20 protein-coding genes and 1 pseudogene are annotated in these 25,567 nt (G+C 42.1%); 7 read left to right on the forward strand and 14 right to left on the reverse strand.

The window, feature by feature from the left end:
* Positions 1-99: 99 nt before the first annotated feature.
* From ATC1_RS07330 to ATC1_RS07390, 10 genes and pseudogenes are all read right to left on the reverse strand, one after another.
* Entirely contained in the window at positions 100-1,119 is a 1,020-nt protein-coding gene (locus tag ATC1_RS07330) for a M23 family metallopeptidase (protein ID WP_062279792.1), read from the reverse strand.
* Positions 1,120-1,778: 659 nt separating this feature from the next.
* The gene (locus ATC1_RS07335; protein WP_062279793.1) at positions 1,779-2,981 is read right to left on the reverse strand and encodes a cupin domain-containing protein; all 1,203 of its coding nucleotides are present in this window, start codon (positions 2,979-2,981) and stop codon (positions 1,779-1,781) included.
* A gap of 211 nt (positions 2,982-3,192) precedes the next feature.
* The gene (locus ATC1_RS07345) at positions 3,193-4,062 is read right to left on the reverse strand and encodes a ketose-bisphosphate aldolase (RefSeq protein WP_062279797.1); all 870 of its coding nucleotides are present in this window, start codon (positions 4,060-4,062) and stop codon (positions 3,193-3,195) included.
* 2,148 nt (positions 4,063-6,210) lie between these two features.
* Positions 6,211-6,843, reverse strand: a pseudogene (locus ATC1_RS07360) (substrate-binding domain-containing protein); the annotation flags it as partial.
* A 15-nt stretch (positions 6,844-6,858) separates the two neighbouring features.
* Positions 6,859-7,149 carry a type 1 periplasmic-binding domain-containing protein gene (locus tag ATC1_RS07365; protein WP_062279803.1) on the reverse strand — a complete coding sequence of 97 codons (291 nt, stop codon included), beginning with the start codon at positions 7,147-7,149 and terminating at the stop codon, positions 6,859-6,861.
* A gap of 58 nt (positions 7,150-7,207) precedes the next feature.
* Entirely contained in the window at positions 7,208-8,185 is a 978-nt protein-coding gene (locus ATC1_RS07370) for an ABC transporter permease (protein WP_152024257.1), read from the reverse strand.
* Positions 8,186-8,197: 12 nt separating this feature from the next.
* Complete coding sequence (locus ATC1_RS07375; RefSeq protein ID WP_062284001.1) at positions 8,198-9,733, reverse strand: sugar ABC transporter ATP-binding protein; 1,536 nt, start codon at positions 9,731-9,733, stop codon at positions 8,198-8,200.
* Between the two features lie 38 nt (positions 9,734-9,771).
* Positions 9,772-11,289 (reverse strand): xylulokinase, encoded by a 1,518-nt coding sequence (gene xylB, locus ATC1_RS07380; protein WP_062279805.1) that lies wholly within the window; start codon positions 11,287-11,289, stop codon positions 9,772-9,774.
* A gap of 17 nt (positions 11,290-11,306) precedes the next feature.
* Entirely contained in the window at positions 11,307-12,626 is a 1,320-nt protein-coding gene (locus ATC1_RS07385) for an ADP-dependent glucokinase/phosphofructokinase (RefSeq protein ID WP_062279807.1), read from the reverse strand.
* Positions 12,627-13,282: 656 nt separating this feature from the next.
* The gene (locus tag ATC1_RS07390; protein WP_062279809.1) at positions 13,283-15,127 is read right to left on the reverse strand and encodes a glycosyltransferase family 39 protein; all 1,845 of its coding nucleotides are present in this window, start codon (positions 15,125-15,127) and stop codon (positions 13,283-13,285) included.
* A gap of 340 nt (positions 15,128-15,467) precedes the next feature.
* On the opposite strand from ATC1_RS07390, the gene obgE reads away from it, so the two are divergent.
* Together obgE and nadD are read left to right on the forward strand one after the other, a co-directional pair.
* Positions 15,468-16,733 carry a GTPase ObgE gene (obgE, locus tag ATC1_RS07395; protein ID WP_062284003.1) on the forward strand — a complete coding sequence of 422 codons (1,266 nt, stop codon included), beginning with the start codon at positions 15,468-15,470 and terminating at the stop codon, positions 16,731-16,733.
* The gene (gene nadD / locus ATC1_RS07400; protein WP_152024258.1) at positions 16,721-17,377 is read left to right on the forward strand and encodes a nicotinate-nucleotide adenylyltransferase; all 657 of its coding nucleotides are present in this window, start codon (positions 16,721-16,723) and stop codon (positions 17,375-17,377) included. Before obgE ends, nadD begins: the two co-directional genes overlap by 13 nt.
* A gap of 156 nt (positions 17,378-17,533) precedes the next feature.
* On the opposite strand, the gene ATC1_RS07405 is transcribed toward nadD, so the two are convergent.
* Genes ATC1_RS07405 through selD form a run of 4 tightly spaced genes read right to left on the reverse strand, consistent with a single transcriptional unit; the run spans position 17,534 to position 21,221 of the window.
* On the reverse strand, positions 17,534-19,021 hold the full coding sequence (locus ATC1_RS07405; RefSeq protein WP_062279812.1) for a hypothetical protein: 1,488 nt from the start codon (positions 19,019-19,021) through the stop codon (positions 17,534-17,536).
* On the reverse strand, positions 19,014-19,547 hold the full coding sequence (locus ATC1_RS07410; protein ID WP_062279814.1) for an anti-sigma factor: 534 nt from the start codon (positions 19,545-19,547) through the stop codon (positions 19,014-19,016). Before ATC1_RS07410 ends, ATC1_RS07405 begins: the two co-directional genes overlap by 8 nt.
* A 19-nt stretch (positions 19,548-19,566) precedes the next feature.
* A complete protein-coding gene (locus ATC1_RS07415; RefSeq protein ID WP_062279816.1) occupies positions 19,567-20,139 on the reverse strand; it encodes an RNA polymerase sigma factor in 573 nt (190 codons plus the stop codon).
* A 29-nt stretch (positions 20,140-20,168) separates the two neighbouring features.
* Positions 20,169-21,221, reverse strand: coding sequence for a selenide, water dikinase SelD (gene selD / locus ATC1_RS07420; RefSeq protein ID WP_062279818.1), 1,053 nt, complete (start codon positions 21,219-21,221; stop codon positions 20,169-20,171).
* A gap of 301 nt (positions 21,222-21,522) precedes the next feature.
* On the opposite strand from selD, the gene yedE reads away from it, so the two are divergent.
* From yedE to yqeC, 5 genes are all read left to right on the forward strand, one after another.
* Positions 21,523-22,647 (forward strand): YedE family putative selenium transporter, encoded by a 1,125-nt coding sequence (gene yedE, locus ATC1_RS07425; protein ID WP_062279819.1) that lies wholly within the window; start codon positions 21,523-21,525, stop codon positions 22,645-22,647.
* 8 nt (positions 22,648-22,655) lie between these two features.
* Entirely contained in the window at positions 22,656-22,868 is a 213-nt protein-coding gene (locus tag ATC1_RS07430) for a sulfurtransferase TusA family protein (RefSeq protein WP_062279821.1), read from the forward strand.
* Between the two features lie 59 nt (positions 22,869-22,927).
* Positions 22,928-24,097, forward strand: coding sequence for an aminotransferase class V-fold PLP-dependent enzyme (locus tag ATC1_RS07435; RefSeq protein ID WP_062279823.1), 1,170 nt, complete (start codon positions 22,928-22,930; stop codon positions 24,095-24,097).
* 2 nt (positions 24,098-24,099) lie between these two features.
* The gene (locus ATC1_RS07440) at positions 24,100-24,324 is read left to right on the forward strand and encodes a DUF3343 domain-containing protein (protein WP_062279825.1); all 225 of its coding nucleotides are present in this window, start codon (positions 24,100-24,102) and stop codon (positions 24,322-24,324) included.
* Positions 24,325-24,806: 482 nt separating this feature from the next.
* The gene (gene yqeC / locus ATC1_RS07445) at positions 24,807-25,556 is read left to right on the forward strand and encodes a selenium cofactor biosynthesis protein YqeC (protein WP_062279826.1); all 750 of its coding nucleotides are present in this window, start codon (positions 24,807-24,809) and stop codon (positions 25,554-25,556) included.
* Positions 25,557-25,567: the final 11 nt, after the last annotated feature.

The raw sequence follows: 25,567 nt of genomic DNA on the forward strand, positions 1-25,567 counted from the left end.
TACATTCATTATTTGTTTGGGACAAACGTTTTTTCTTAAAGTCTTGATAAAAAATTTTTCATTCTTCCGAGATTCCGTGATCAATAAGATGTTCCTTGTTTACGGTTTCGATCCATCCGGACAAGGTTGTATTTCCCAAGCTTTTCTTACACTTTCAATTTCTAACACTTCGTAAGAAGGTGTCAATGCTCCTGAAACCGTCCACCCGTCTTCCTCTTTTAAAAATATGAAACTAAATGCATCGATAATTTGCGGGTGGACTCCCCAATACCATTTAAATGGAGGACTCCAGTTTTTAAACCACATCGTTAATATGTTCGCAGTCGTCGAAATAGCAACACATTCAGGTGGGTTCGTTAATCTGGATTGAATGTCATCCAGGAATGTTTTTTTACTGAGAACGATAAAATTATGAGTGCCTATCGTGTTTATTGCAACCGTTGCATTTTTAATAATTTCTTCAAGAACTGAAATGTCATTGTTATATAGACCATATACAATCCATGACGCTAATTCATCGAAAGTCTTAATACGATTCAAGTTTTGCGATTTTTCCGGATATTTTGTAGTGATCCACACAATTGGATCAACACTTCCATTCATATCATATGATTCTCCAGATTTTGGACAAGGCATCATTCCAAGTTGTTTTAGATTTGGTATTATAACCCCATCAAATATGGATAGATGGAGGTGAGGCGGATCGTAATCTCCGATCGTACCGATGGGTTTTGTGACTTTAACTTCATCGTTCTGTTTCAATTCGGTCTTGATATGGCCATAAACTGCAATAAAATTTTTTCCATCGCTTAGCTGATGAAGGATTAAAAGTGCAACATTACCATTTCCCCAACCTTTTTTGCTTATAGAAATTACTTTCCCGTCTGCTATTGGATAAACAGGATCCTTTACCTCAGCATCTATATCGACACCGATATGGTATTGCGTCGAGATATACTCTTCTTTACCCTTACATCCGCTTGAATTGTATTTGTTTAGTATTTTCGGTTCAGAGCCTGTTGGCCAATAAAAGCCGGTTTCTGTCATTTTTGCATCGCGAAATCCAGTATTAAGTATGGTAATTAGCAAAAACAAAATGAATTGCATTCTTCTTTCCATAAATCTCCTTCTTGATTCTCAAAAAAATTGAATAGAATGTTCGATTTTTTGAAACAATTAATTACGTACGATACATGGTAATTTTGCAATTTATTAATTTGGTCAGAATTAAGGATCTAATTTCATTTGATAATGAAATAATTAGCACTGGATACTATTCGAATCCGAAAATATTATATTATGTTTATTCTGTAACAATTAATCCATTATTGTTATAACATAAGAGGGATCAAATTGTAAACATATTGAAAAGAATATAATAATCATAAAAATTTCATAAAAAATTCGCAGAAATGTGACATTATCAAATACTAAGAATAATCAAATATCACACTTGTTACTATGAAATCGATAATTGTTGCAAAAAAATTGATGATATTGTAAGCATCAGCGACCCAATTTGGACCACGTTCAATTTACCCAGCTCAACTTGAAAAAAAAAGAACGATATTATAAAATTTGGGAGAGCGATTAAGCAACAATATCCGCTAAATGTCCGGCGGACAGCACAGATATTCGAACGATATCATCAGCGCGTAATTAAATAAAAAGAGTTTGTCTTTCTTCGACCTTTCGATAAAGACAAACTCTTTTTTGTGCATGATGAGAATTTTGAAATCTCTATTTTTCGACGTTCCAGCCGAAAAATGGGACTGTGTCTAAACTACAGCCGGCACTTCCGGGTTATTGTTGGCAAAATTTTGCAGAATAACCAGTGGTTCGTAGCTGCCCGTATTTTTAATCTCGATGCCTTTCTTTGCAGCATCTTCCGAAACAAAAAATTCATCGCCGGAAATTTGGTCGTATCGCAAAAGGCCGGGCGCTTCACATTCAAAAGCGCCAAATCGACCATGTCCCTGGACGACCAGCGCGCAATAACACGCCTGGTCATGCAGCGTAACCAATGCACCAGGTTGTATGGTAACTTCTTTCGCCGCGATCCACTCATTGGCGTAGGCAACCCATTTTTCGCTCATGCCTTTTTGTTTTTCCGGCAGGGACTTCGGAGGGCGGAAGTATTTTTGTTTGTAATCCGGCCGGGTGCTCTCTTCCCAGTCGATTTGAGCAAAGAGACTTTCAATGTTGTCTTTTTCGGATTCCGGCTGGCAGTCTGTGAGCAGATTATGCGGATTGATTTCACCCATGGTGACATTTTCCATAATCGTGTTGACATCACTGTTCCATTGCGGTTCGTACGTAACCACAGAAGCCGGCGCATGAATAACTCCAGCCGGTGTGTACCAGCCGGTTCCCAGTTTGACGCGGTAAGCTCGTGACAGCTCGGTAATTCGGGTATCGAATTTATCGTAGTTGCGGATGCAGTTGATGACTTCTTCTTTGGTCACGGACGGATCAAATCCAAAATAGGTCAGCGGGAAACGCCCCAGATAGGCATTGTATTGAACCGGGAAGTAATATGCTTCGGGTTTTCCATGGCGACCGATTTTATTTGCTTTTTCTTCTGTCAGATGCAGATGATGGAACAATGGTTTGTCGTAATCATAAAGCTTGGCAAAGGTTGGCCAGGTACCATAGCGATCAAACAGACCTTTACCAATCACTTCTGCGCCAAGTTCTTCAACCACATCGGCAAACAGAATTTTTTCATGTCCGGATTCATCTGCAAGTACGAAACTCATTCCTTCTGTCGGTCCGGTTTTCGGACCATTCAAAGCGACTGTCACCGATCCAAGCCAGCGTTCGCTGATGCCTCCGCGATCCATCCCAAAGGCAAAATAATCATCCGGGTGTAATCGAATTCTGCGACCTGGTTCATTAAAGCCTCTTGGAACCCAGGTTGGAGTGAGATGTAACACTCCTTTTCCATTTTGAAATGTTTCGCGTATCTTTTCTTTTATCATGATCAATCCTCCTTTTTACTGTTATAGAATCGGGCTTTCTTCAGTAATTCGAAATTTGAACGAACCTTTTGAATCAATCGAGAAAACTCGTTGTTGTGTTGTTTTTGCGCTACGCGCAAAAACAACACAACAACGAATCATTATCCCCATATTTCGAATTGCTGGGCTTTCTTCCGTCATGTAGGAACAGTTTTAAAAAATACATCAACCGCTATAAGGAATAAAATTTCGCTTTATCTGCATCGTCAAATAATTTGATTTTATGGGTGACAACTTCTTTCATCGCTTTAATACTGTCCTGATAGAGCTCAAATGGTTCCCGAACCTTCGGGTCTGCAGAAAGTGTTTTCCGAAGCTGTTGATAGAAGGCATCTTTGATATCAGAGGAGATGTTGATTTTATTAATGCCGCGTTTGACGCTTTCCGCGATTTCATCATCCGGATTGGCGGAGCCGCCGTGAAGCACCAATGGAATATTAACTTTTGCCTTGATTTCACTGAGAAGATCCAGCTTCAGTTCCGGTTTGAAACCTTTCGGATAAATTCCATGCGCTGTACCAATTGCAATTGCCAGGCAATCAATTCCGGTTTCCTGGACGAATTTTACTGCATCATCCGGGCGTGTATAAATAATTTCGCCGGTACCGCCTTCTTTGTCGTTGCCGCAAGTGCCGATCGTTCCAAGTTCTGCTTCCACAGAAATACCTAATGGATGAGCGATTTCTGCCACTTTTTTGGAAATAGCCACGTTATCCTCAAAGCAATAATGGGAAGCATCGATCATCACTGAAGTGAATCCGGTGCGGATGGCTCGATAAACCTGTTCCAGGGTAGATCCATGGTCTAAATGGATCGTGACCGGAATTGTAGCATGATTGGCAGCCGATTTAACACTTTCCAGGAAAAAATCACCCTGAAATTCAAGCTCTGACGGGTGAATTGCCAGGATAACCGGAGCGCGCAATTCTTCACAAGTTTCCAGAACTGCTTTTAGTATTTGTCCAGTTCCGATATTAAATGCCGGAACTGCAAAATTGTGGTCATTTGCAACTTTTAACAGATCTTTCATGTTGAGTAACATATTTTTTTCTCCTCCCGATAATCGGTGTTCATGATTGAGTGTAATGTCAGTTTCCGGGGATGTATGATTTCCTCAGCCGACGAATTCTTTACAATACGATTCTATTTTATCATGGGTAAACATCCATTCGGAATCAGCGATTTGAAACCTATCACTGCGAGCCCCATAGTGGTGATATTCGTCATTGCGAGCCCCGAAGGGGCGTGGCAATCTTCCTGCCCCATTATGTAACTGGTGCCACACAAAAAAAGATTGCTTCGTCAGGCTGACGCCCTCCTCGCAATGACAAATTGCCATACGAGCCCCATAGGGTGATATGTGTCATTGCGAGCCCCGAAGGGGCGTGGCAATCTTCCTGCCCCATGCGAGAATAGATTGCTTCGTCAGGCTGACGCCCTCCTCGCAATGACAAATTGCCATACGAGCCCCATAGGGTGATATGTGTCATTGCGAGCCCCGAAGGGGCGTGGCAATCTTCCTGCCCCATGCGAGAATAGATTGCTTCGTCAGGCTGACGCCCACCTCGCAATGACAGATTGCCATACGAGTCCCATAGTGGTGATATGTGTCATTGCGAGCCCCGAAGGGGCGTGGCAATCTTCCTGCCCCATGCGAGAATAGATTGCTTCGTCTGGCTGGTGCCCTCCTCGCAATGACAGATTGCCATACGAGTCCCATAGGGTGATATTCGTCATTGCGAGCCCCGAAGGGGCGTGGCAATCTTCCTGCCCCATGCGAGAATAGATTGCTTCGTCAGGCTGACGCCCTCCTCGCAATGACAGATTGCCATACGAGTCCCATAGGGTGATATTCGTCATTGCGAGCCCCGAAGGGGCGTGGCAATCTTCCTGCCCCATGCGAGAATAGATTGCTTCGTCAGGCTGACGCCCTCCTCGCAATGACAGATTGCCATACGAGTCCCATAGGGTGATATTCGTCATTGCGAGCCCCGAAGGGGCGTGGCAATCTTCCTGCCCCATGCGAGAATAGATTGCTTCGTCAGGCTGACGCCCTCCTCGCAATGACAGATTGCCATACGAGTCCCATAGTGGTGATATTCGTCATTGCGAGCCCCGAAGGGGCGTGGCAATCTTCCTGCCCCATGTGAGAATAGATTGCTTCGTCAGGCTGACGCCCTCCTCGCAATGACAAATTGCCATACGAGCCCTATAGGGGTGATATGTGTCATTGCGAGCCCCGAAAGGGCGTGGCAATCTTCCTGCCCCATGCGAGAATAGATTGCTTCGTCAGGCTGACGCCCTCCTCGCAATGACAAATTGCCATACGAGCCCTATAGGGGTGATATGTGTCATTGCGAGCCCCGAAAGGGCGTGGCAATCTTCCTGCCCCATGCGAGAATAGATTGCTTCGTCGGGCTGGTGCCCTCCTCGCAATGACAGATTGCCATACGAGTCCCATAGGGTGATATTCGTCATTGCGAGCCCCGAAGGGGCGAGGCAATCTCTCTGCCCCATGCGAGAATGGATTGCTTCGTCAGGCTGACGCCCTCCTCGCAATGACAGATTGCCATACGAGTCCCATAGTGGTGATATGTGTCATTGCGAGCCCCGAAGGGGCGTGGCAATCTTCCTACCCCATGCGAGAATGGATTGCTTCGTCAGGCTGACGCCTTCCTCGCAATGACAGATTGCCATACGAGTCCTATAGTGGTGATATTCGTCATTGCGAGCCCCGAAGGGGCGTGGCAATCTCTCTGATTCATTATGTAACGGGTGCCACACAAAAAGAGATTGCTTCGTCAGGCTGACGCCTTCCTCGCAATGACAAATTGCCATACGAGTCCCATAGTGGTGATATTCGTCATTGGGAGACCCGAAAGGGCGTGGCAATCTTCCTGCCCCATGCGAGAATAGATTGCTTCGTCAGGCTGACGCCTTCCTCGCAATGACAGATTAATCTGTGAATGATTCATCATATAAATCTTATGGGTGAAATACAAAATTATGAGATCAATAATAAAATCTTTTACTAGTTTGAATTACTGAATTCGTAAAATCGATAGAAGATTCTGCTTGTTTATTCACATCACACAAAAATTACAGGACGATGAATACTCCGCCCTATAAAAGGAAAAGCGGACGATACCGTCCGCTTTTCGCATAGTTAGATCTTCGTTTAAGAAAGGAATTATTTCAGGTATTCGTCAACGTTGTCTTTTGTGACAAGGGTGAACGGAACCATAATTTCTTTCTCAACTTCCTTTTTGGCGATAATATCGGGGATCAAAGCAATGGCGGTTTTAACCTGTGCGGCACCATCCTGAAGAACTGTCGCGCCCAGGGTACCTTCTTTAACCATGGCTAAAGGACCAGCGTTGCCATCGACACCGATGCAGACAATATCTTTGCGGTCAACGGAATTGACATAAGCCTGAACTGCAGAGGACATGTCATCATTGTCGCAAATGATTGCTTTCAGTTCATCACCGTATTGAGTCAGAACATCAGTAGCAAATTGGACGGCTTTATCAGCAGACCAGTCAGCAGCGAAATCGCCGACGCTTTCCCATTTGTCATTTTTGCTCATGACATTGGCAATACCTTCGCCTCTTTGAATCTGAGCTGAATTGCCGACAATACCCATCATATGAGCATATTTTCCGCCATCGGGAAGTTTTTCAATGACATAGTTCGCCATGATTTCGCCAGCTTCGACGTCATTGGAACCGACATAGGCATTGGCGAGTTCATCCGTATTATTGGTCTTGGAATTGACAACAACAATCGGAATACCGGCATCCGCACAGCGTTTCACAACCGGTGCGCTACCTTCTGCTTAAGCAGGCAGGAAAACGACAAAATTGGCGCCGTTGTTGATCGCATCTTCGATCAGGTTGACCTGAGTAATCGGGTCGGTCAGACCATCATAAAGCTGCCAATCTTTAATGGTTCCATCTTCTTTCAGTGCATCGAGTGCTTCTTTGGCTGCACCGTTAAGAGTAGCATGGAATGCATCGACTGTGTTTTTCGCCATATATGCAACGACGATATCGGACTCTGCACTTGCGACGGCAACTAAGGAGAGCAACATACAGAAAGCTAAAACTAAAACAACAAATTTCTTCATTTCAATTCCTCCTGATAAAAATATTTTCTTATTCCCTGATATCAGGGTAAGATGACGATTATCGTTTCTTATTGATGAACGAATCCAGCATGACTGCGCCGATGATAAGGAGCCCTTTACTGATTGTCTGCCAATAAGAACTGATTCCGATCAGATTCATTCCATTATAGATTAATCCTATAATAATGATACCAACCATAGTTCCCGGTATTGTCGAAATACCGCCAGCGAAAGACGTTCCGCCGATAACACAAGCTGCAATGGCATCGGTTTCATAACCGACACCGATATTCGGCTGTGCAGCGTTGATTCTGGCAGTCATGATGATACCGGCAACGCCTGCGAATAAACCGCTGATAATAAAAGAGCCGACGCGTGTCCAGAATACGTTTACTCCGGAGGCGGTTGCGGCATTGATGTTTCCTCCGACTGCATAGATATAACGACCAAATTTTGTCCAATGCAGCAGTAAATAAGAAATCACTGCGATTCCTAACAGGATCAGAATCGGATATGGAATTATTCCGAACAATTTGCCCAAACCGATTTGTGAAAATTTTGGATTTGCGAGTGCAAAAGAATATCCTCCGGAAATGACATACCCAAGTCCGCGGATCACGAGCTGGCTTGCCAGCGTAACAACAAATGGGAACATATTAAATTTTGCGACCAACAAACCATTCAGAAGGCCAAAGAAGGTGCAGATGACAACGGCCGTGACACAGGCAAGCGGAATGCTGCCAGTAGCCTGAAGAACAATCCCGATGGTTGTGCTTGCCAGAGCCAGCAGCGAACCAATTGACAGATCAATTCCACCGGCTGTGATGACAAAAACCATCCCCATTGCCAGAATACCATTCAAAGCGACGGTGGAAAGGACATTCAAAATGTTGTTCATTTTCAAAAACTTGGTCGATGATACAGACAGAATCACGAACATACCGATCATGACAAAAACAATTCCATATCGTTTCATGAACAGGCTGAAATCGTGCTGATTCATGCCCAAAATTTTCTTTTCCTGTGATTTTTCCATCAAGGCTTCTCCTTATTTTCCACCAAATTCTTTTGCTAAGATTGTTTCCTGAGTTGCAGTTCCATCGAGGATTTCCTTTCGGGAAATTTCTCCGTTCAGTTTTCCCTCATGGTAAATTAAAATCCGATCGCTCATTCCCATCACTTCGGGCAATTCTGAAGATACTAATATGATAGCCATCCCTTCAGATGCGAAACGGCACATTAAGGAATGAATTTCCGCTTTTGCACCGACGTCGATGCCGCGAGTTGGCTCATCCATAATTAGTACCTTGGGTTCAGACATAATCCATTTTGAAAGAACGATTTTTTGTTGATTTCCGCCGCTGAGAGAAAATGCGTCAGCTTCTATACTGGCTGCTTTCACACGCAGCGTTAAGGCTGCCTCTGTACATTCTTTTTTCTCTCTGGTCTGGTCAATCAATAAACCGCGTTGACGGCTCTCCAAATTTGGCAGAGAAATATTCTCTCTCAAAGAGCGAAATAGGCATAATCCATAATTCTTTCGGTCTTCGTTAATCATTGCGATCCCTTTGGAAATAGCCTCGCGCGGATTCTTAATCTTAATTTCTTCCCCATCCAGGTAAATTTTTCCGCTTGTAAGCGGGTCGATTCCAAATATTGCTCGCATGGTTTCACTGCGGCCTGACCCGACTAATCCGGATAATCCCAGGATTTCTCCATGGCGAACTTCAAAGCTGATATTTTGAAATCCTTTTCCGGATAATCCTTCTACTCGAAATGCTACATCACCGATTTTGACATCTTCTTTCGGGAAAATATTATCGAACTTTCGGCCGACCATCATCGAAATCAACTCATTGGTTGTTACTTCACTGACTTTGCCAGTCCCAACAAAACGACCATCCCGAAAAACGGAATAGGAATCGCATATTTCAAATATCTCTTCCATGCGATGAGAGATATAGATGATGGTGACGCCATGGTCTTTTAAATTTCTAATGGTCCGGAATAAGCGTTCAGTCTCTTCACTGTCCAATGAAGAAGTTGGTTCATCCATAATGACAAGCCTTGCATTGCAGGAGACCGCTTTAATGATTTCAATCATCTGGCTTTGAGCAAGCGTCAGCTCCTCCATCAGAACTTTTGGATTGATGTCGAAATTGAATTGTTTCAGCAGTTCTGCGGCTTTTCGGTTGGTTTCTTTTTTATTCAGGAAGAATGATTTTCCAAGCGTGTCTTCGCGTTTCAGGAATATACTTTCCGCAACCGACAAATAGGGCTCCGGATTTAGTTCCTGATGAATCATGGAAATTCCAGCTTTGATAGCTTCGGCAGGACCATTTACGGTATAAGGTTTTCCTTCAAAGAAAATTTCTCCTTTGTCCTGTTTGTACAGTCCGATGATTATTTTCATCAAGGTCGATTTTCCAGCGCCATTCTCACCAACAAGCGCATGAACCTGTCCCTTACTGACATGAAAATCGACATCCTCCAGTGCATGCGTACCACCGAAAAATTTCGATATTCCTCGGCACTCCAGTATGTATTCTTGAGAATCGTGTTGAAGATTATCTTGTTCGTTCAATCGAATCACCTCATTTTCATCAAACTGTATGTAGCGTTTTATTTCAATTCTTCTTCATTTCGGCCTAAAAGTGTAACTTGCTGTAATACATCCCTGCAAGATGTATAAATATCTTTATATAACTGATAATACTCACAATATTTTTTATGATTCTTTTCGATTGGTAAAACCAGTTCATCTTGAAACTGGACGGCTTTTCTGCATCCTTCTTCGATATCTGCGAACACGCCTGCTCCGACACCTGCTGCAATTGCAGCGCCAGATCCGGCTTGTTCTTCCGATTTGGCAATTTTAAGCGGAATATTGTATATATCAGCTTGTAATTGAAGCCACGGTTTGCTTCTTGCTCCTCCGCCGGATGCTACCAATGTTTTCGCCTTATAGCCGAGATTGCCACATATCTCAATACATTGCATCAGAGAATAAGCCACACCTTCCATAACTGCCCGGTTCATGTGCATGTTAGTTGTATTAATATTAACACCAAAAAAGGCACCGCTCAAATTCGGGTTTACATGAGGAGTTCTTTCTCCATTCAAGTAAGGCAGAAAAATTACACCTCCGCTGCCTGGTTGAATACGGGCGACTTGATCGTTTAATTCATCATATCCGATTCCGCGGCTTAATTGATTCCACCATTTCAGCGACAATCCGGCGCTCATTGTGGCGCCAAACAGAATCCAGCGATCATTTTTGTATCCGCAAAACATATTGGTGTTCAGTGCGGGATTGAGAACCGGTTGATCAATTTGGAAACAGACTTGTCCGCTGCTTCCGATATTGACTGTAGCATCATTGACGTTCACCATGCCGTTTCCAATTCCTTGCATGACTTGATCACCGCCTCCGGCAGCTACGATCGTATTGGAGGAAAGTCCAGTAATTTCGGATGCTTCACGGCATATTTTTCCCTTATTTGCTGTCGTTTCATAGCAAAATGGGAAAAGATCCATCGGAATTTGAAGTGAACTTAGTATTTCTTTTGACCAGCAATTGTTCTTAATATCGAAAGCCAGTGTCGCAGAGGCATCGGAGAAATCCGATGATACTTCTCCGGTCATTTTAAATTTCAGGTAATCCTTCGGTAAAAAGACATAGCGGATTTTCTCATATAGTTCCGGTTCATTGTCTCTGACCCAAAGAAGGGATGGCAGCAGAAAACCAGTATAGACTGGATTCATAACCAGTTCGCGTATTTTTTCAAGTCCGAAAACAGACCGTATATACTCAATTTGTTGGTCCGATCGGGCATCACAATGCAGGATTGCTGGACGGATTACCTGGTAGTTCTTATCCAGCATGACAGCTCCGTGCATTTGTCCTGAAAAACTGATGCCGGCGATTTCAGCAGGTTGGATTCTGCTTGTTCGTAAAATCTCTTGAATTGTTTTCACGCAAGCATCCCACCAGACATCAGGGTGTTGTTCTGCGTAACCCGGGTGTGGTGAGTCAAATTGATAGGAACGATTTGCAACAGTAATAACCGATCCATTTTCATCCATTAAAATGGTTTTCAAACTGGAAGTGCCTAAATCAATTCCCATCAAATATTTCATATTGCTGTTTCTCCTTATTACCGCACAAACGCAATAAGAACACCTGCCATGAATGTGTCGCCCAAACCAATCGTACAGGCTGGATCCTCAATGTATTTTGAAGGTACCAGCCGGACATAATGATCCGGTTGCATTTTTTCCAGCTCTTCCGCAAATGTAAGACCTGTTGCGCTCAATGGTAGCGGAATTGTTTCTCTGCAGTCATCCATATTTCCGTATCGCGCGGTCCTTGCCCTGGTACCGGATAAAAGATTTCCCAAAGTGAGTCCTTTGACGATGTTCGCATTGTCTATTTCACTACCATAATACATGGAGTAGTCTTTGGTATGGAGCACAATCCCTTTTACAGGGTATTTTTCAGTCAGAAACTGCAGACTGCGTATCACCGATTCCAGATTTTTTTCATCTGTGTCAATGCCAAATCTTTCTGCATGTCCGACCAACTCTTCTTCATTCATCCCGAGAATGTCAACAATTCGCGAAAGCCGATCAAACAAGAGATCCTGAACATCCGTATTATAGAAGTGGGCACCTTCCAGATATATAATGCAATTTGGATTTGCATCCTTGATTTTTTTATAGTGCGCTTCTAACGTGCCGATTTCTTTCATCAGATTTTGAATGTCAGTAATTGCATTAAATCCGGAGATGCTGTAACAGTATAAATTTTTGGCATTCGATTCACAGTAATCCCGGAAGCACTGATCGACGACAATCTGCTTATGTTTTTTATCATAATCAAGAATCAGCCGGTTTGAAACAGGTATTTCGTATAGCTTATCATTGATGTACAGTTTTGCACCTTTAGGAAATTGGAGGATGATGTGCAGGACCGGCAATTCACCGGAGCAAGCCTCTTCAATGGGAATCAATCCTTGTTCAGCGACAACTTCGACTCCCGGATGATTCATGATCCGACAGACTTCCAACGAACGATCTGATGGATGGACAATCACCGGAAATCCAAGTGTGCTCAGCGCAGTGGCGCCTTGAACTGCCGTTCCACCTAAAGCAAAACTGCTTTTGAACTGACTTAGCAGATAATCACAGACGGAACGTTCCGTGATGTCAATCTCTCCCCCCAGTCCATGCATCGCATAATAGCAAGCGATGCGGGCAAAATCTGCAAGGGAATGAATTGTATCTCCCGCTTTGAGTGATGGTTCATTTTCCAAAAAGGCAGAAATGATATGGTTAAACGTTTTTTCATTCCATTCAATTAAAACATCCAGGTTACTGGTATATCCGCATACAATTCGCTTCCCGCTTGTTTTACAGCGATCAATATCGGCAATAATCTCCTGAAAAAAATGATCGTATCCGTTCGTATATGCCATTAATATTGCTCCGATTTTATAATTTTTGTTCCGTTCATTACGCGTTTCGAAGGATTGCTTTTTCTTTTATTGAAAACACCCTCTGCCAAAGTAAATTCATTATTCAATTGATAAAAAAGGTTCAGTGAAAAAAAATACAGTTGTCAGGTTGCTTTGTATTCTGTTTTTGCGGAAATAATTTTTTCTACGGTGCATCAGACTCATCAGGTCATTTGGATGAATCAGTCTTCTGCCAGCAATCCGAATTATGAAATTTTCTTTCTTTTTTACAATTGTCTATTCCAATTTTCAAATTGCTGATCGTTTACAGATTTATTGACTGGCAATGTATAGATAAGTTTTATGATGTTTTTTTGATTATTATAGTTGGCTGAGCGGAGGTTGTCAAGAAATTTGATTTCACCACAAAAAAATGAAATTGTATCCAAATAATGGCTATTTCTTGAGAATTCAAGGTTCTACTGCCGTTCTCGTATGTCATTAAAAAAATTCAATTTCATGGAATTCGAAATTTGAAAAAGTCTTTTGAGAAAAAAGAGAAAAATAGTTATCGTGTTGTTTTTGCGCTTCTCGCAAAAACAACACGATAACTATTCATCCTTCTTATATTTCACATCGCTGTAAAAATTTTCAAGTTCTGGTAAGAATTGGAATGATCATTTCGTTCCAAACGTTTCCTCAACCACTCTGGAATTTGCCTGAAACTTGCTGAATATCGCATTATCGCGATTGATAAAAACCTGCTTTGTGTCCGATAGAACAAACGCGGCTCCCGGACCATATCGATTTAAGACATCATCGATCGTTCTCGGTTCTTCAAAACCCTCATTTTGCGGATTGGCAAAAACATAAACCGTAGAGAAAGGTCTGTTTTTGTTAAAAATGTTTTTTGGCAGGTCATATCGATCTGCATAATACCATAAGGCAGCATCGTCCTCCGGCGCAACCGCAACAAGAATTTTTGCCGGGTCATCCGTCAGAATTTCTTGAATTGCAATTTCATGAATACTGATTTCTTTCGAAACCTGAAAAGCGTGAATCCCTTGCGGTATCGCAGCGGCAACGGTCACGACCATGATGAACCATTGGGTCAGACGGGATTGTTGATGGAATCTTGCTTTGTTCCATATCCAATCTATTGCTGCGATCATCCCAGCGCTGCCCCAAAGAATGACAGGTACCCAAAGGTAAATTTGGGTTCTGGGCCATAAATTTGGCCGTTGGTACAGAATTACAGGAGGCAGCCAGAGAAGAAACGCTGCCTGTAATGGAATGCGGATCTGACTGATTCTATGATGAAAGACAATGGAAATCAGTATGCCCAGAAAAAGGAGAATCCAGATCGGTTTGGGGACATTATCTGTGAAAGCATGAAAGTGATCTGAGAAACGTGAGAGCAATGTTGGATAGAAATCATTTTGGGGAAGCGGTAGGACAAAAACATTTTTAAACAGGACATCTGTCCCGGAGTTGATGAAGATGGGGGAATACAGCAATAAAGAAAAACCAGAAACAGCAAGTCCGCTGAGGACCAAATATTTCAAAAAATTTGCAGGATTTCTGTAATTGCTGGAAAATTGAGAAAAAATCAAAAACAGGAAAAGCCAGACACAAAGAGCACCAAAGGGATACAGCATGGTTGGTAGTGTATAAAATCCGAGGGATGAAATCAGGATCATCATCGACCAGGCAAATAAATTCTTATGTCTGATGACATATATTCCGAGCAGAAAAATGAAAATGGTAAACAGTGACAATAGGGAATAACCGCGTGCCAGGGTCGAATATTCAATGAGAAAAGGTGAAAAGGCTGCCAATCCGGCAGTCAGCAAACCTGTATGGCGGTTGTATATTTTTTTCCCCAACAGGTAAGCAAATGGAATGATGAGCCATCCGCTGATGAATGCGGGCAAGCGAACGAACGCTGGAATTTTCCCGATTGTGTGATAAATGAGATTCACCAGAATGCTATGAAAGACATGGTTGTTTGGAAGATGATAATCATTGGTTGTGTGGCGTAAACTGCTGCTGCCCCAGATGTAAACGGAATAGGATTCGTCATGAGTCATTGGACGGTTAATCATGATCCATCTGACGGCAAATCCGGCTGCCATGATGAGCACGAGCAAAATCAGGTCAGATTTCTCAATTTTAAAAGAAGCGATGATGCTTTGTCGGAAAGATCGAACATCTTGAACAAAACGACGGGGAAGGGATCGGAGCGATTGTTTTTGCTGCTGGATGAAGAATTGGTATTTTCGAGGGAAAAATCCGGCAAACAATGAAAAACCGAGACTCAGAAAACCCAACGCTGCGCAACCAATCTGTCCAATTTGAAATATTTCCGGAGTAAATCGCTCAATGTTACCATCTGGAGCGATCGAATTTCCAAATTTTTGTGCAGCCTCATAAGGTGAAAACATGGGGATCAGGAATAGCAAAAAAAAGAAAAGGAAAAAAAAGATTGATTTTTTATTCTGCATCGATGAGGATTTTTTCATTCTATTGCACTTTTTCGTTCATCTGTTAATTTTTCGTAATCTTATCATAATTTTGACTTGAAGAATCAGAGTACAGCAGTATACAGCAATTCCAAATATGGAAAGAAGTCTTAGTTGTTGTGATGTTTTTACAAAAAGCGCATAAACCATCACAACAACAAATGTTTCCCTCTTTATTCGAATAGTACGTCAATATTTCGAATAGCTGGCATGAATCATGATGGATGAACTATTTATCGCGTAAAATTAGATGGGGATCAGGGCATTAAGCCGTGAAATGGTTGCAAACTATTTTTCTGCGTCTGCCCGATTCAGATTTATTGAAAGAAAGCAGGATGTTATGTTTATCGATGAAGCGGAAATTTACATCCGTTCCGGCAAGGGCGGAGATGGCTTTATGCATTTTCATAGAGAAAAATATGTTGCGCGCGGTGGTCCGGATGGCGGGGATGGAGGTCATGGCGGAGATCTGATTCTGAAAGTAGAGAAGAGGATGAATACGCTGGCATCTTTTCGCCATAAAACAAAATATATTGCTGAAGATGGTCAAAAAGGCGGTGTGAACAATCGTACGGGGCGATCAGGTCAAAACCTCATTGTTCTCGTTCCTGCCGGAACCATTGTTACGGATGCAAAAACCGGTATGTTATTAGGCGATTTAATTGAACAGGGACAGGAATTGATCGTTGCCAAAGGGGGGCGCGGCGGAAAGGGCAATCCTCATTTCGTCAGTTCTACCAATCAAGCTCCCACTACAGCCGAAAAAGGGGCTCCAGCGGAAGAAAAATACCTGAAACTGGAACTAAAACTGGTCGCTGATATTGGCATTGTCGGTGTTCCCAATGCAGGAAAATCCAGCTTCTTGGCTGCAGTAACCAATGCGAAACCAAAAATTGCAGATTATCCCTTTACAACCATTGAACCGAACCTTGGGGTGGCTGAATTAGATTTGGATCACTCGCTGGTTTTGTCTGATATTCCTGGGCTGGTTGAAGGTGCTCATCTTGGTATAGGGTTAGGTGATGCTTTTCTTCGTCATATTCAAAGGACAAAGGTGATTCTTCATTTGTTAAATGGGGAATCAGATGATCCTATAGCGGATTTTGACCAAATTAATCAAGAAATGGCATTATTTGATCCGAATCTTGCAACCAAACCGCAACTTGTCGTGTTTAATAAAATGGATCTTCCAGAAGCTGAAAAACGCTGGGTGGAAGTTCGCAAAACTTTAATTGATCGCGGTTTCGAACCCATGGCAATTTCGGCTGCAACCAGGCAGGATGTAAATCCCGTCTTATGGAAGCTGTATGAGATACTGCAAAATGTGCCGGAAAGCGAGACGGTTGAAAGTCTGCCGCTTTATGTTCCCCAGGAAGATCCGCGTGAATTCTCAATATCTCGCGATGAAGATGGTGACTGGGTTGTTCGCGGTGTTTCGATTGAACGTGCTGCGAAAATGACATTTTGGGAACACAGCGGTTCTGTACGCAGATTTCAAATTTTATTGCGCACGCTGGGTATTGAAGATGCTCTTCGAAAGGCTGGTATCGAAGAAGGTGATACAGTAATGATCGGTGATCATTTTGAATTGGAGTGGGTCGAATAGCTGTGGAGAGACTGGGTATATTTGGAGGAACCTTCGATCCTCCTCATCTTGGACATATGATTTTAGCTGCAGAGGCTGCTGATCAACTTTCTCTTGATCGCGTACTGTGGATGCTTTCACCCGCACCGCCGCATAAACTGCATCAAAGAATAACGCCTTTCAATTGTCGAGCAGAATTGGTTCGGGCTTGCATTCAACATGAACCGAAATTTGAGTTGTCGTTAATCGAAAATGAGCGGCCCGGACCGCATTTTACTTCCGACACACTGCTTTGCCTTCGAGAGAAATTTGCGAACAGCACCATCGTTCTTTTAACAGGCAGTGACTCGATGAATGATTTTTATGATTGGCATGAACCGCAGTTAATTTTGGATCGGATTGATGAGATGGGTGTGATGAATCGTCCAGGAGATAAAATCGATTGGATTCATATGGAATCCGTTTTTCCGAATATCATGCAAAAAATCCGATTGATTGATGCTCCGCTTCTGGAAATTTCCTCCACAGAAATTCGTGAGCGGATTGCCTCGAATCACCATTATCGATATTATTTGAACGAAGAGGTTTTTCGTATGATTGAGACAAATCATTATTATCAGAAAACGCAGTCTTTTTTGGAAACTTTAAAATCTGACGCTGATTGAAACGATAGAAAATAAATGGCACTGCAGAATACAACACATTGTCTAACAAAATGAAATATGGAGGGGAATTTCCCTCATAGCATCAGAGAGCCGTTCGGAATGCCGAACGGCTCTCTGATGTTTTTTAAAGAAGAACGGATTTTTACAAAACAGATGTTATTTTTGTTCGGAATCTTCGCTGATGTCCTCATGAATAGAGTCAAGAATGGAAGATCCGATTCCCCGTTTTTTGGATGTTTGTTTATCTGATGGCTGATCAGTCTTTCGTTTCTCCGCAGATTTCTTTTCAGTTGCTGGTTGTTGTGGCTCTTTTGAAGCGGATTGAAACTCTTCTTCAACGAATTCGTTTTCATCCATTTTTTGCAGGTTCTCGACTGGATGATCGGAAATGTCTGTAGATTCCTTTTTTTGTTCTGATAGTGATGGTCCCAATTCAATGACATCCGGCGGAACGACTTTAGGCTGATTTTGAATCGGCATTTCAGACTTCATAGAACCGAATGCGTTGGACTCGATGGAATCCTGCGGCCTCACATCAGTTTCAGATTTTTGAGTTCCTTGTTTTGTGGATACCGAATCTTTTGTAGATGTATCGGATAAACGGGTTTCTTTTGGAATGGAAACTTCTGACGAATTTTCATTTTTTGGTAAAAATGTTATACTGCCCTTTCGATTTTGGAATAACCTTCCATGATAAATAATGATCGCACCGACTCCCGTCACAATCACCAGACCGGCTGGTATCCATCCTATGCATGGAAGAATCTTACTGAATCCGAAAAGGACAAAACTCAGTGTAAATGTACCCAATGCAGTCGTCCAATAAACAGGCCAATTTACTTTTATCACCTGTGCTAATCGTTTACCGATTTCATGCCCTGCCGCAATCCAGGCGTATAAGCACAAGATTACAAAAATAAAAGCCAGTAAAATCGCAAGCGGGATTAATACGACTGTGATGCAGAAGAATAACTGAACGAATGGTAATGCGATGACAGTCAGAAGTCCAATTCCGAGCGATTCCAGCGGGAATTTCAGAAAAGCTTGACAGGTTCCCGTCAAATGTTTTTCAAAAAGCAGGTTGGCAATCACGGCTAACGCTGCACAAACCAGAATTTCAACAGTGAAAATTACTGTTTTTGTTATAAAGAAAAAAAGCATTCCAAAGAAGCCTCTTTTACCGGAGGAGTCGGGTGCATTTTCCGCTTTTTGTTCAACAATGTTCTCCTCGGATTTCTTAAATTCATCCGTATTCTGACGAATTGTATCTCCGGTGATGACAGCATTTTCATGCCGATCGACATTGGCGCCAAAGGATGAAAAGTCACCGTTAATGAGCGCTGTGGATTTTAAATCCACAGCTCCACCGAAAGCAACGATATCGCCATTAACGGTCCCTTCTATTTGCAGATCGCCTCCAAAAAGGACAATATCTCCATTGACTGTTGAATTCTTGTTTAGTTTGGTCTTACTACCGACGATGACAATGTTGCCATCCAGCGTATCCCCTTTTTCTAATTCATAATCAGAACCAAAAACCACCTTATTTCCGGATTTTGTCTCTGCTGAGGCATTGGCAAAACTGCATAGCGAGAGAATCAGGATTAAAAAAAGTAGTAATTTTTGTAAATTCGATTTATTCATGACTGTCAGCTCCTTTACGGATTCGTTTAATCGTTAATGTCGAAAGCGTGGCAACGATTATATAGATGAACAGAAGGAGAATTGATCCGATACCGATAAACAGTAAAGGAATTTTGAAAACTGAAAGGATTGTTCCCAATTGATGTATCTGAACCGATATAAATTTTAAAAGATCCGATATATACAGCGCAGTCTTGATTAAATTGCCAGGTAAAAAGAATACAAGACATGAAGATATCGATAAAACACTGATTAATGCACTGACTTTCAGAATTCGGTGAATTAAGTCAGTTTTTTCTTTTTCTTTCGTGCGCAGGATCATTTGCTGCTGCCAGCGAACAGAAAATCCGGGGGCAGGTTTTTTCTCTGGAGCCTGTTTGATACAAGTCAAACTTCCTTTGAGGTTCTGATACAGGCAGTAACAGCGATGACATTCTGCAAGATGTTCTTTCATCTGCAACGATTCTTCCGGTGATAAAGCTGTTTCATCCAATATCCATTTTTCTACCATTTCATGAGTATTCATAGCATTTATCTCCTGATTCTCATTTGCATTCATTCCAAAGAAGCGCTAATTCTTTTCTTGCTCGGAATAATCTGCTTTTTACTGCGCTTTCACTGATAGAAAGGTTTTCTGCAATTTCATGGTCTGAAAAATCATACCAATACCGAAAAATTACAGCAGCCCGGTCAATTTCATTCAAATTAGACAATAATCTTTTCAACCTCAATTCATCTTCTTTTCTGGAGACTTCAATTTCGGGAAGCGGCGATTTTTCCGGAATAATTTCTTCCATCGATTCATCAATTTCTGTTTCAGGAACTCGCCTTTTTCGCTGTTGATCAATGCAATAGTGCGCTGCTATGGAAAGGATCCAGGTTGAAAAAGAGCGATTCGAATCATACTTTATAAAATTCGACCAGGCTTTCCAAAAAGTCTCTTGAGCGGCATCTTCCGCTTCTCCTTCGTTATACAGCATTCGATAACACAGGTTATAGACAGGATTCTGGTATGCTTCCACGATTAAAGCAAAAGCATCAGCGTCTCCGCTCTTTGCCTGTTCAATAACTTCGGGAGAAATATCGATCAATGTTCGCTCCAGTTTTTCTACTGACATATACGAAAAATCAATAACATCGTTGCAAATTACAAAACCTCGATACCGCTGCCTTCAATGGCTTCTCCAATGACCCAGACTTTTTGACCAATGCTTTCGGCTCGTCTCAGAAATGCGGGCAATAGCTCGGGTTTGACTCCCAGCAGCAATCCACCGCTGGTTTGCGGATCAAATAACATCATCTGTTCCAATTCGTTGATTCTTGATGAAAAATGAACATTCTTTTCATAAAACTTCAAATTTTCAACTGCGCCGCCTGGGAACAAACCCATATTCATATATTTCTCATAATGGTCTACAAATGGAATCCGGTCCCATTCATATCTTAATCCAATATTTCCTTTTCGGATCATTTCACAGCTATGGCCGATCAGGCTGAAGCCTGTGATATCAGTACCGGATTTTAAACCAAACTCCTGAGCCAATTCACTCGCCTTCTTGTTCAACGTTTTCATCCAGGCAACTACTTTACTGAAGTCTTCCGGATCAGCTTTTCCGCTCTTGTTGGAAGTAGTCACCAATCCAAAGCCTAATGGTTTTGTAAGAACGATTTTATCGCCGGGATCAAGTTTTCCTTTATACAGAATTTTATCCGGATGAACCATTCCGATAACGGCCAAACCATACTTGGGTTCTTTGTCACGGATGGTATGGCCTCCAACAATCGGACAATCTGCTTCCTTGGCTTTTTCTGCTCCTCCGCGGAATATCTCTGAAATGGTTTCAGGAGGAAGGTCAGTTGGCATGGCAGTTATGTTTAATGCCATAAGTGGTTTCCCTCCCATAGCATATACATCCGAAATGCTGTTTGTCGCAGCGATGGCACCGAAATCATATGGATCGTCGACTAATGGCGGGAAAAAATCTGTCGTGAAAACAAGCGCTTGCTGGTCATTTAATTTCATTATGGCCGCATCATCTGATTCTTCAAGTCCGATTAGTAAATTCGGGTAATTCTCCTGTGTAAACAGTTTTCCAAACGGATTGATAATGTCAACCAATACTTCTGCGCGAAGCTTTGCAGCACATCCTGCGCAGAATGCAAGTTCAGTTAATTTCGGGTGTTTAAAATCTGCATTCATCAAAAATTCCTCCGGATCTATTAATTATAAGATTTTTTTCATGGAAAATGATTCTCAAATAGATTCGAAACGTGGAAAGAATATATTACGGCTTTGTTCTTGTGCGAAGCTTAAATACAGCGCAACAACATATTTTCTCTCGTTTTTATACTTTTCCTGATTTCGAATTTCTGATTGGTTTCAATTTCCCTTGTTCAATTATTAATTATTCATATAATATATATTATCAGTAAATTTCAAATTTCATCCAAATTTTCAACTCAGGAGTAATCACCTGAGAATCTTTTGAAAAGGATAATCTATGCAACGCAGTATTAATGATTTTTTTCGTAGCCGCCGCGGCATAATTGCTGTCGGAGCTATCATTGGCATTCTCGGACCCACCCTTCAGAAGCTTGGCAATCCCCCGAATATGGGTATTTGCGTGGCTTGTTTCGAACGCGATATTACTGGCGCTCTCGGATTGCATCGCGCTGCCACCGTTCAATACCTGAGACCTGAGATTTTTGGTTTTGTTCTTGGCTCTTTAATCGCAGCACTGCTTTTTAGAGAATTCAAGGCACGCGGCGGATCTGCTCCGATCATTCGTTTTATCCTGGGATTTTTCGGGATGATCGGTTCTTTAGTGTTTCTCGGCTGTCCATGGCGTGCCTGGTTCCGCCTGGCAGGCGGAGATATCAATGGATTGATCGGGTTGATTGGCTTGACGACCGGTATTTTAATCGGAATTGTTTTTTTGAAAAAAGGCTATTCGTTGGGAAGGAGCAATAAAACACATGCAGCAGCAGGATATGTGTTTCCGTTGATAATGGCTGCATTGCTCCTCCTGGCAATTTTTAGACCGACATTCGGTCCTGAAAATAGCGGACCAATTTTTTCAAGTGAAAGCGGACCGGGATCCAAACATGCGCCGTTGCTGATTTCTTTGGCTTTCGGACTGCTGATCGGTTTTCTTGCCCAGCGAACTCGGTTTTGTACTGTCGGCGCTGTTCGAGATATTGTGTTACTGAAAGATTTTCATCTTGGCAGCGGGATTCTATCGTTGGGAATATCGGCTTTTCTCATGAATCTGATTTATGGTCAATTTCATCCCGGATTTCAGGGAATGCCAATTGCCCACAGCAATGTGATCTGGAATCTGCTTGGAATGATATTAGCCGGTTTGGCATATTGTTTGGCAGGAGGATGTCCCGGCCGTCAGTTGTTTTTAAGCGGTGAAGGGGATACCGATGCAGGTATATTTGTGTTGGGCATGATAACTGGAGCAGCTTTTGCACATAATTTTGGCCTTGCCGGATCACCGGACAGTGTTGTGGATGGTGTATTGAAAATTGGAGGAATTTCTTCCAATGGGATGATTATGGTAGGAATTGGATTGTTGGTTTGTGTCCTGATTGGTTTAACGATGCGAGAGAAAGTTCAATAGGAGATACAATGGAAATCACAGTTGATGCTCGTGGATTGTCTTGTCCTCAGCCTGTTCTGTTGGTTGCAAAAGAAATTGAGAAAGGCGTTTTTCCTATAATCGTGAAGGTTGATGGTGCAACTGCATGTGAAAATATTCGAAGATTTGCTTTGACGCGGAAACTGAAGGTTTCTATCACAGAGTCAGGCGACGAATCAATTATTACAATTCAAAAAGAATGATTTCCTACTGTATATAAATTATCGAATTGTAATATTTACGGTATTGGAACAGGTAAAAAATGACTGTCATTTACATGGATAATGCGGCAACCTCATGGCCAAAACCAGCGGAAGTATCGGCGGCCATGATTAAAACGATGGAGGAGGCTGGCGGCAATGCTGGCAGAGGAGGCCACCGATTTGCTGTTGCGGCGGGTGAAATCCTGTATCAGGTACGCGAGACAGTTGCAGCTTTTTTTGGATCCGATGATCCTTTTCGAGTAACATTTACTGCCAATGCAACAGAATCTATTAATCTGATTCTGAAAGGATACCTGAAACAAGGCGATCATGTATTGGTCAGTCCGTTAGAACATAATGCAGTGATGCGGCCGCTGCAGTTTTTATCGCAGCAAAATATCCAGTGGAGTGTGTTGCCGGCAGGAAAGGATGGCCGCATCAATCCTGCTTTGATTGAGCCGATGATCCGGCAAAACACTCGCTTGTTCGTTATTTGCCATGAATCCAACGTGAACGGCGTTATTCAGCCGCTGCATGAAATCAGTGAAATTGCCCATTCTTATCAAATTCCTGTTTTGGCTGATTGTTCTCAATCCGCAGGTAGTATCCCGATTGCGATTGATTGTGAAGGAATTGATTTTTTGGCCTTTACCGGTCATAAAAGTTTACTTGGCCCGGTTGGAACCGGAGGTATCGTCTGGGGAAGCCATGTTGATGTAAATCAGATCTTTCCGCTCAAGCAAGGTGGGACTGGCAGCGCTTCGGATCGCTATGTTCAGCCTGATTTTCTACCCGATAAGTTCGAAAGCGGTACACTGAATACAGTCGGGCTAGCAGGATTAAAAGCAGGAATCGATTGGATTAATCGGAATCAACAGAATCTGGTATATTTGAAAAAAGGAGAACTTTTTCGGGAATTTCTCAATGAAATTCGATCGATAAGACGTGTTCACGTTTTCTGCGCTGAAAAAATTGAAAATCAAGGATTTGTTTTTTCGTTGACTATTGATGGGATTGATAATGGTTTTGCAGCGCAATGGCTGGATGAAGAAAAAGGTATTCTCTCAAGGGTCGGTTTACATTGTGCCCCTCTTGCTCACCGATTCCTTCATTCCTTCCCCGCTGGAACCATTCGTTTTGCTGCTTCACCTTTTACGACCTCTCAGGATTTTGAAGCCTGTATTGAAGCAGTAAAAATTTTGGCTGAGAATACGACAACATTGCATTGATCATGAAAGAGTTTGTTTTATTAGTTTATACATCCAGTCATGCAATTGGCATTGAGAAAAAACTCAAAAACCTTGGGGTTCCTTGCAAATTATCTTCAATTCCGCGAAATCTCAGTTCGGATTGCGGTATTTGTGTTCGGTTTGATGAAATCGGATTAAAGACTGTTGAAGACCTTGTAAAAACATTACCTTTCGACATTCAAGAAATCGTTGCATTGGAGTCATAAATCGCTGCTTTTTGTAATCAATACTTGGATTTTATATAATGAGTGAAAAATTTCAGTTATTCGAAATATGAAAAGAATCCTTGTTGTTCTTATGGTTTTGTGCTTCACGTAAAACCATAAGAACAATAAGTTTTCTTTTTTTTTATTCGGAAGGTGATTCCATATTTCGAATTGCTGGAAAATGTCAACAAAAATACTTCCCATCGTTTGATATACTGTGTTTATACGTTTTTTTGTGAAGATTTTAAACTCCAGGAATGATCTTGTTTTTCAGTTCGTGTATGAAAATCCACTCATGTACTCCTGGAATTGAGAGCTGTAATTCGGTATTTGGCAACCCAAGAGTAGAAATACAAATATTCTATTTAAATAAATAATGAAAGTTTGTTATTGTGTTATTTTTATACGCAAAGTGTTATAAACAACACGGCAACTAACAATTCTTTCCATATTGAGACTTTTTGACTTGAGAGGGATGCCTTATGCTTGATGAAATTATGTTGACACAAGATTCTGTAACTGCCATCGTAGGAGCTGGCGGAAAGACATCACTGATGCTTTATTTAGCCCGAATGGTTCCCCGGACTTGTCTGATCACGACAACCACGAAAGTCGGGAGTGATCAAATTCTTGAAGCTGATGCAAGGTTCTGTTATTCGGAATTTCTTATGCGTAACACTCCCGTTTATCCAAAACGGATGATCTGGGTCAGTCCTGAACTGTCAACATCGAATACAAAGATCTCAGGCTTTGAACTGGATCAATTTTCTGAATTTGCCGCTGTCGCAAAAAAGAGGATGCTGCCAGTGATCGTTGAAGCGGATGGGGCGCACATGAGACACATTAAAGCGCCTGCTCAACATGAACCTGTGATTCCAAAAGAAACAAATTTTCTGCTGCATGTCACGGGTATGGATGTTCTCGGAAAACCTGCCGATGATCAAAATGTTCACAGACTTCCGTTTTTTTTGGATGTTACAGAATTGCGTGAAGGTGATATTCTTAATGAAGAAAGCATCATCAGATTATTGCTTCATCCGGAAGGAGGATTTAAAAACAGCCCTTCTTTCTGCAAGAAAATCGCAGTTCTCAATCAGGTTGATACATCGGATTTGATGGATGCTGCTTATCGGATTTCTAAAGTATTATTGGAAAATGGAATTGATGATGTGTGGATATCACGTTTATTTCCGGGAAAGGATGCATTGATTAAATCATTGAAATCAAAATAATTTTTTCAGAA

Origin of the sequence: Flexilinea flocculi (genome assembly GCF_001192795.1) — a bacterium.
Classification (GTDB): domain Bacteria; phylum Chloroflexota; class Anaerolineae; order Anaerolineales; family Anaerolineaceae; genus Flexilinea; species Flexilinea flocculi.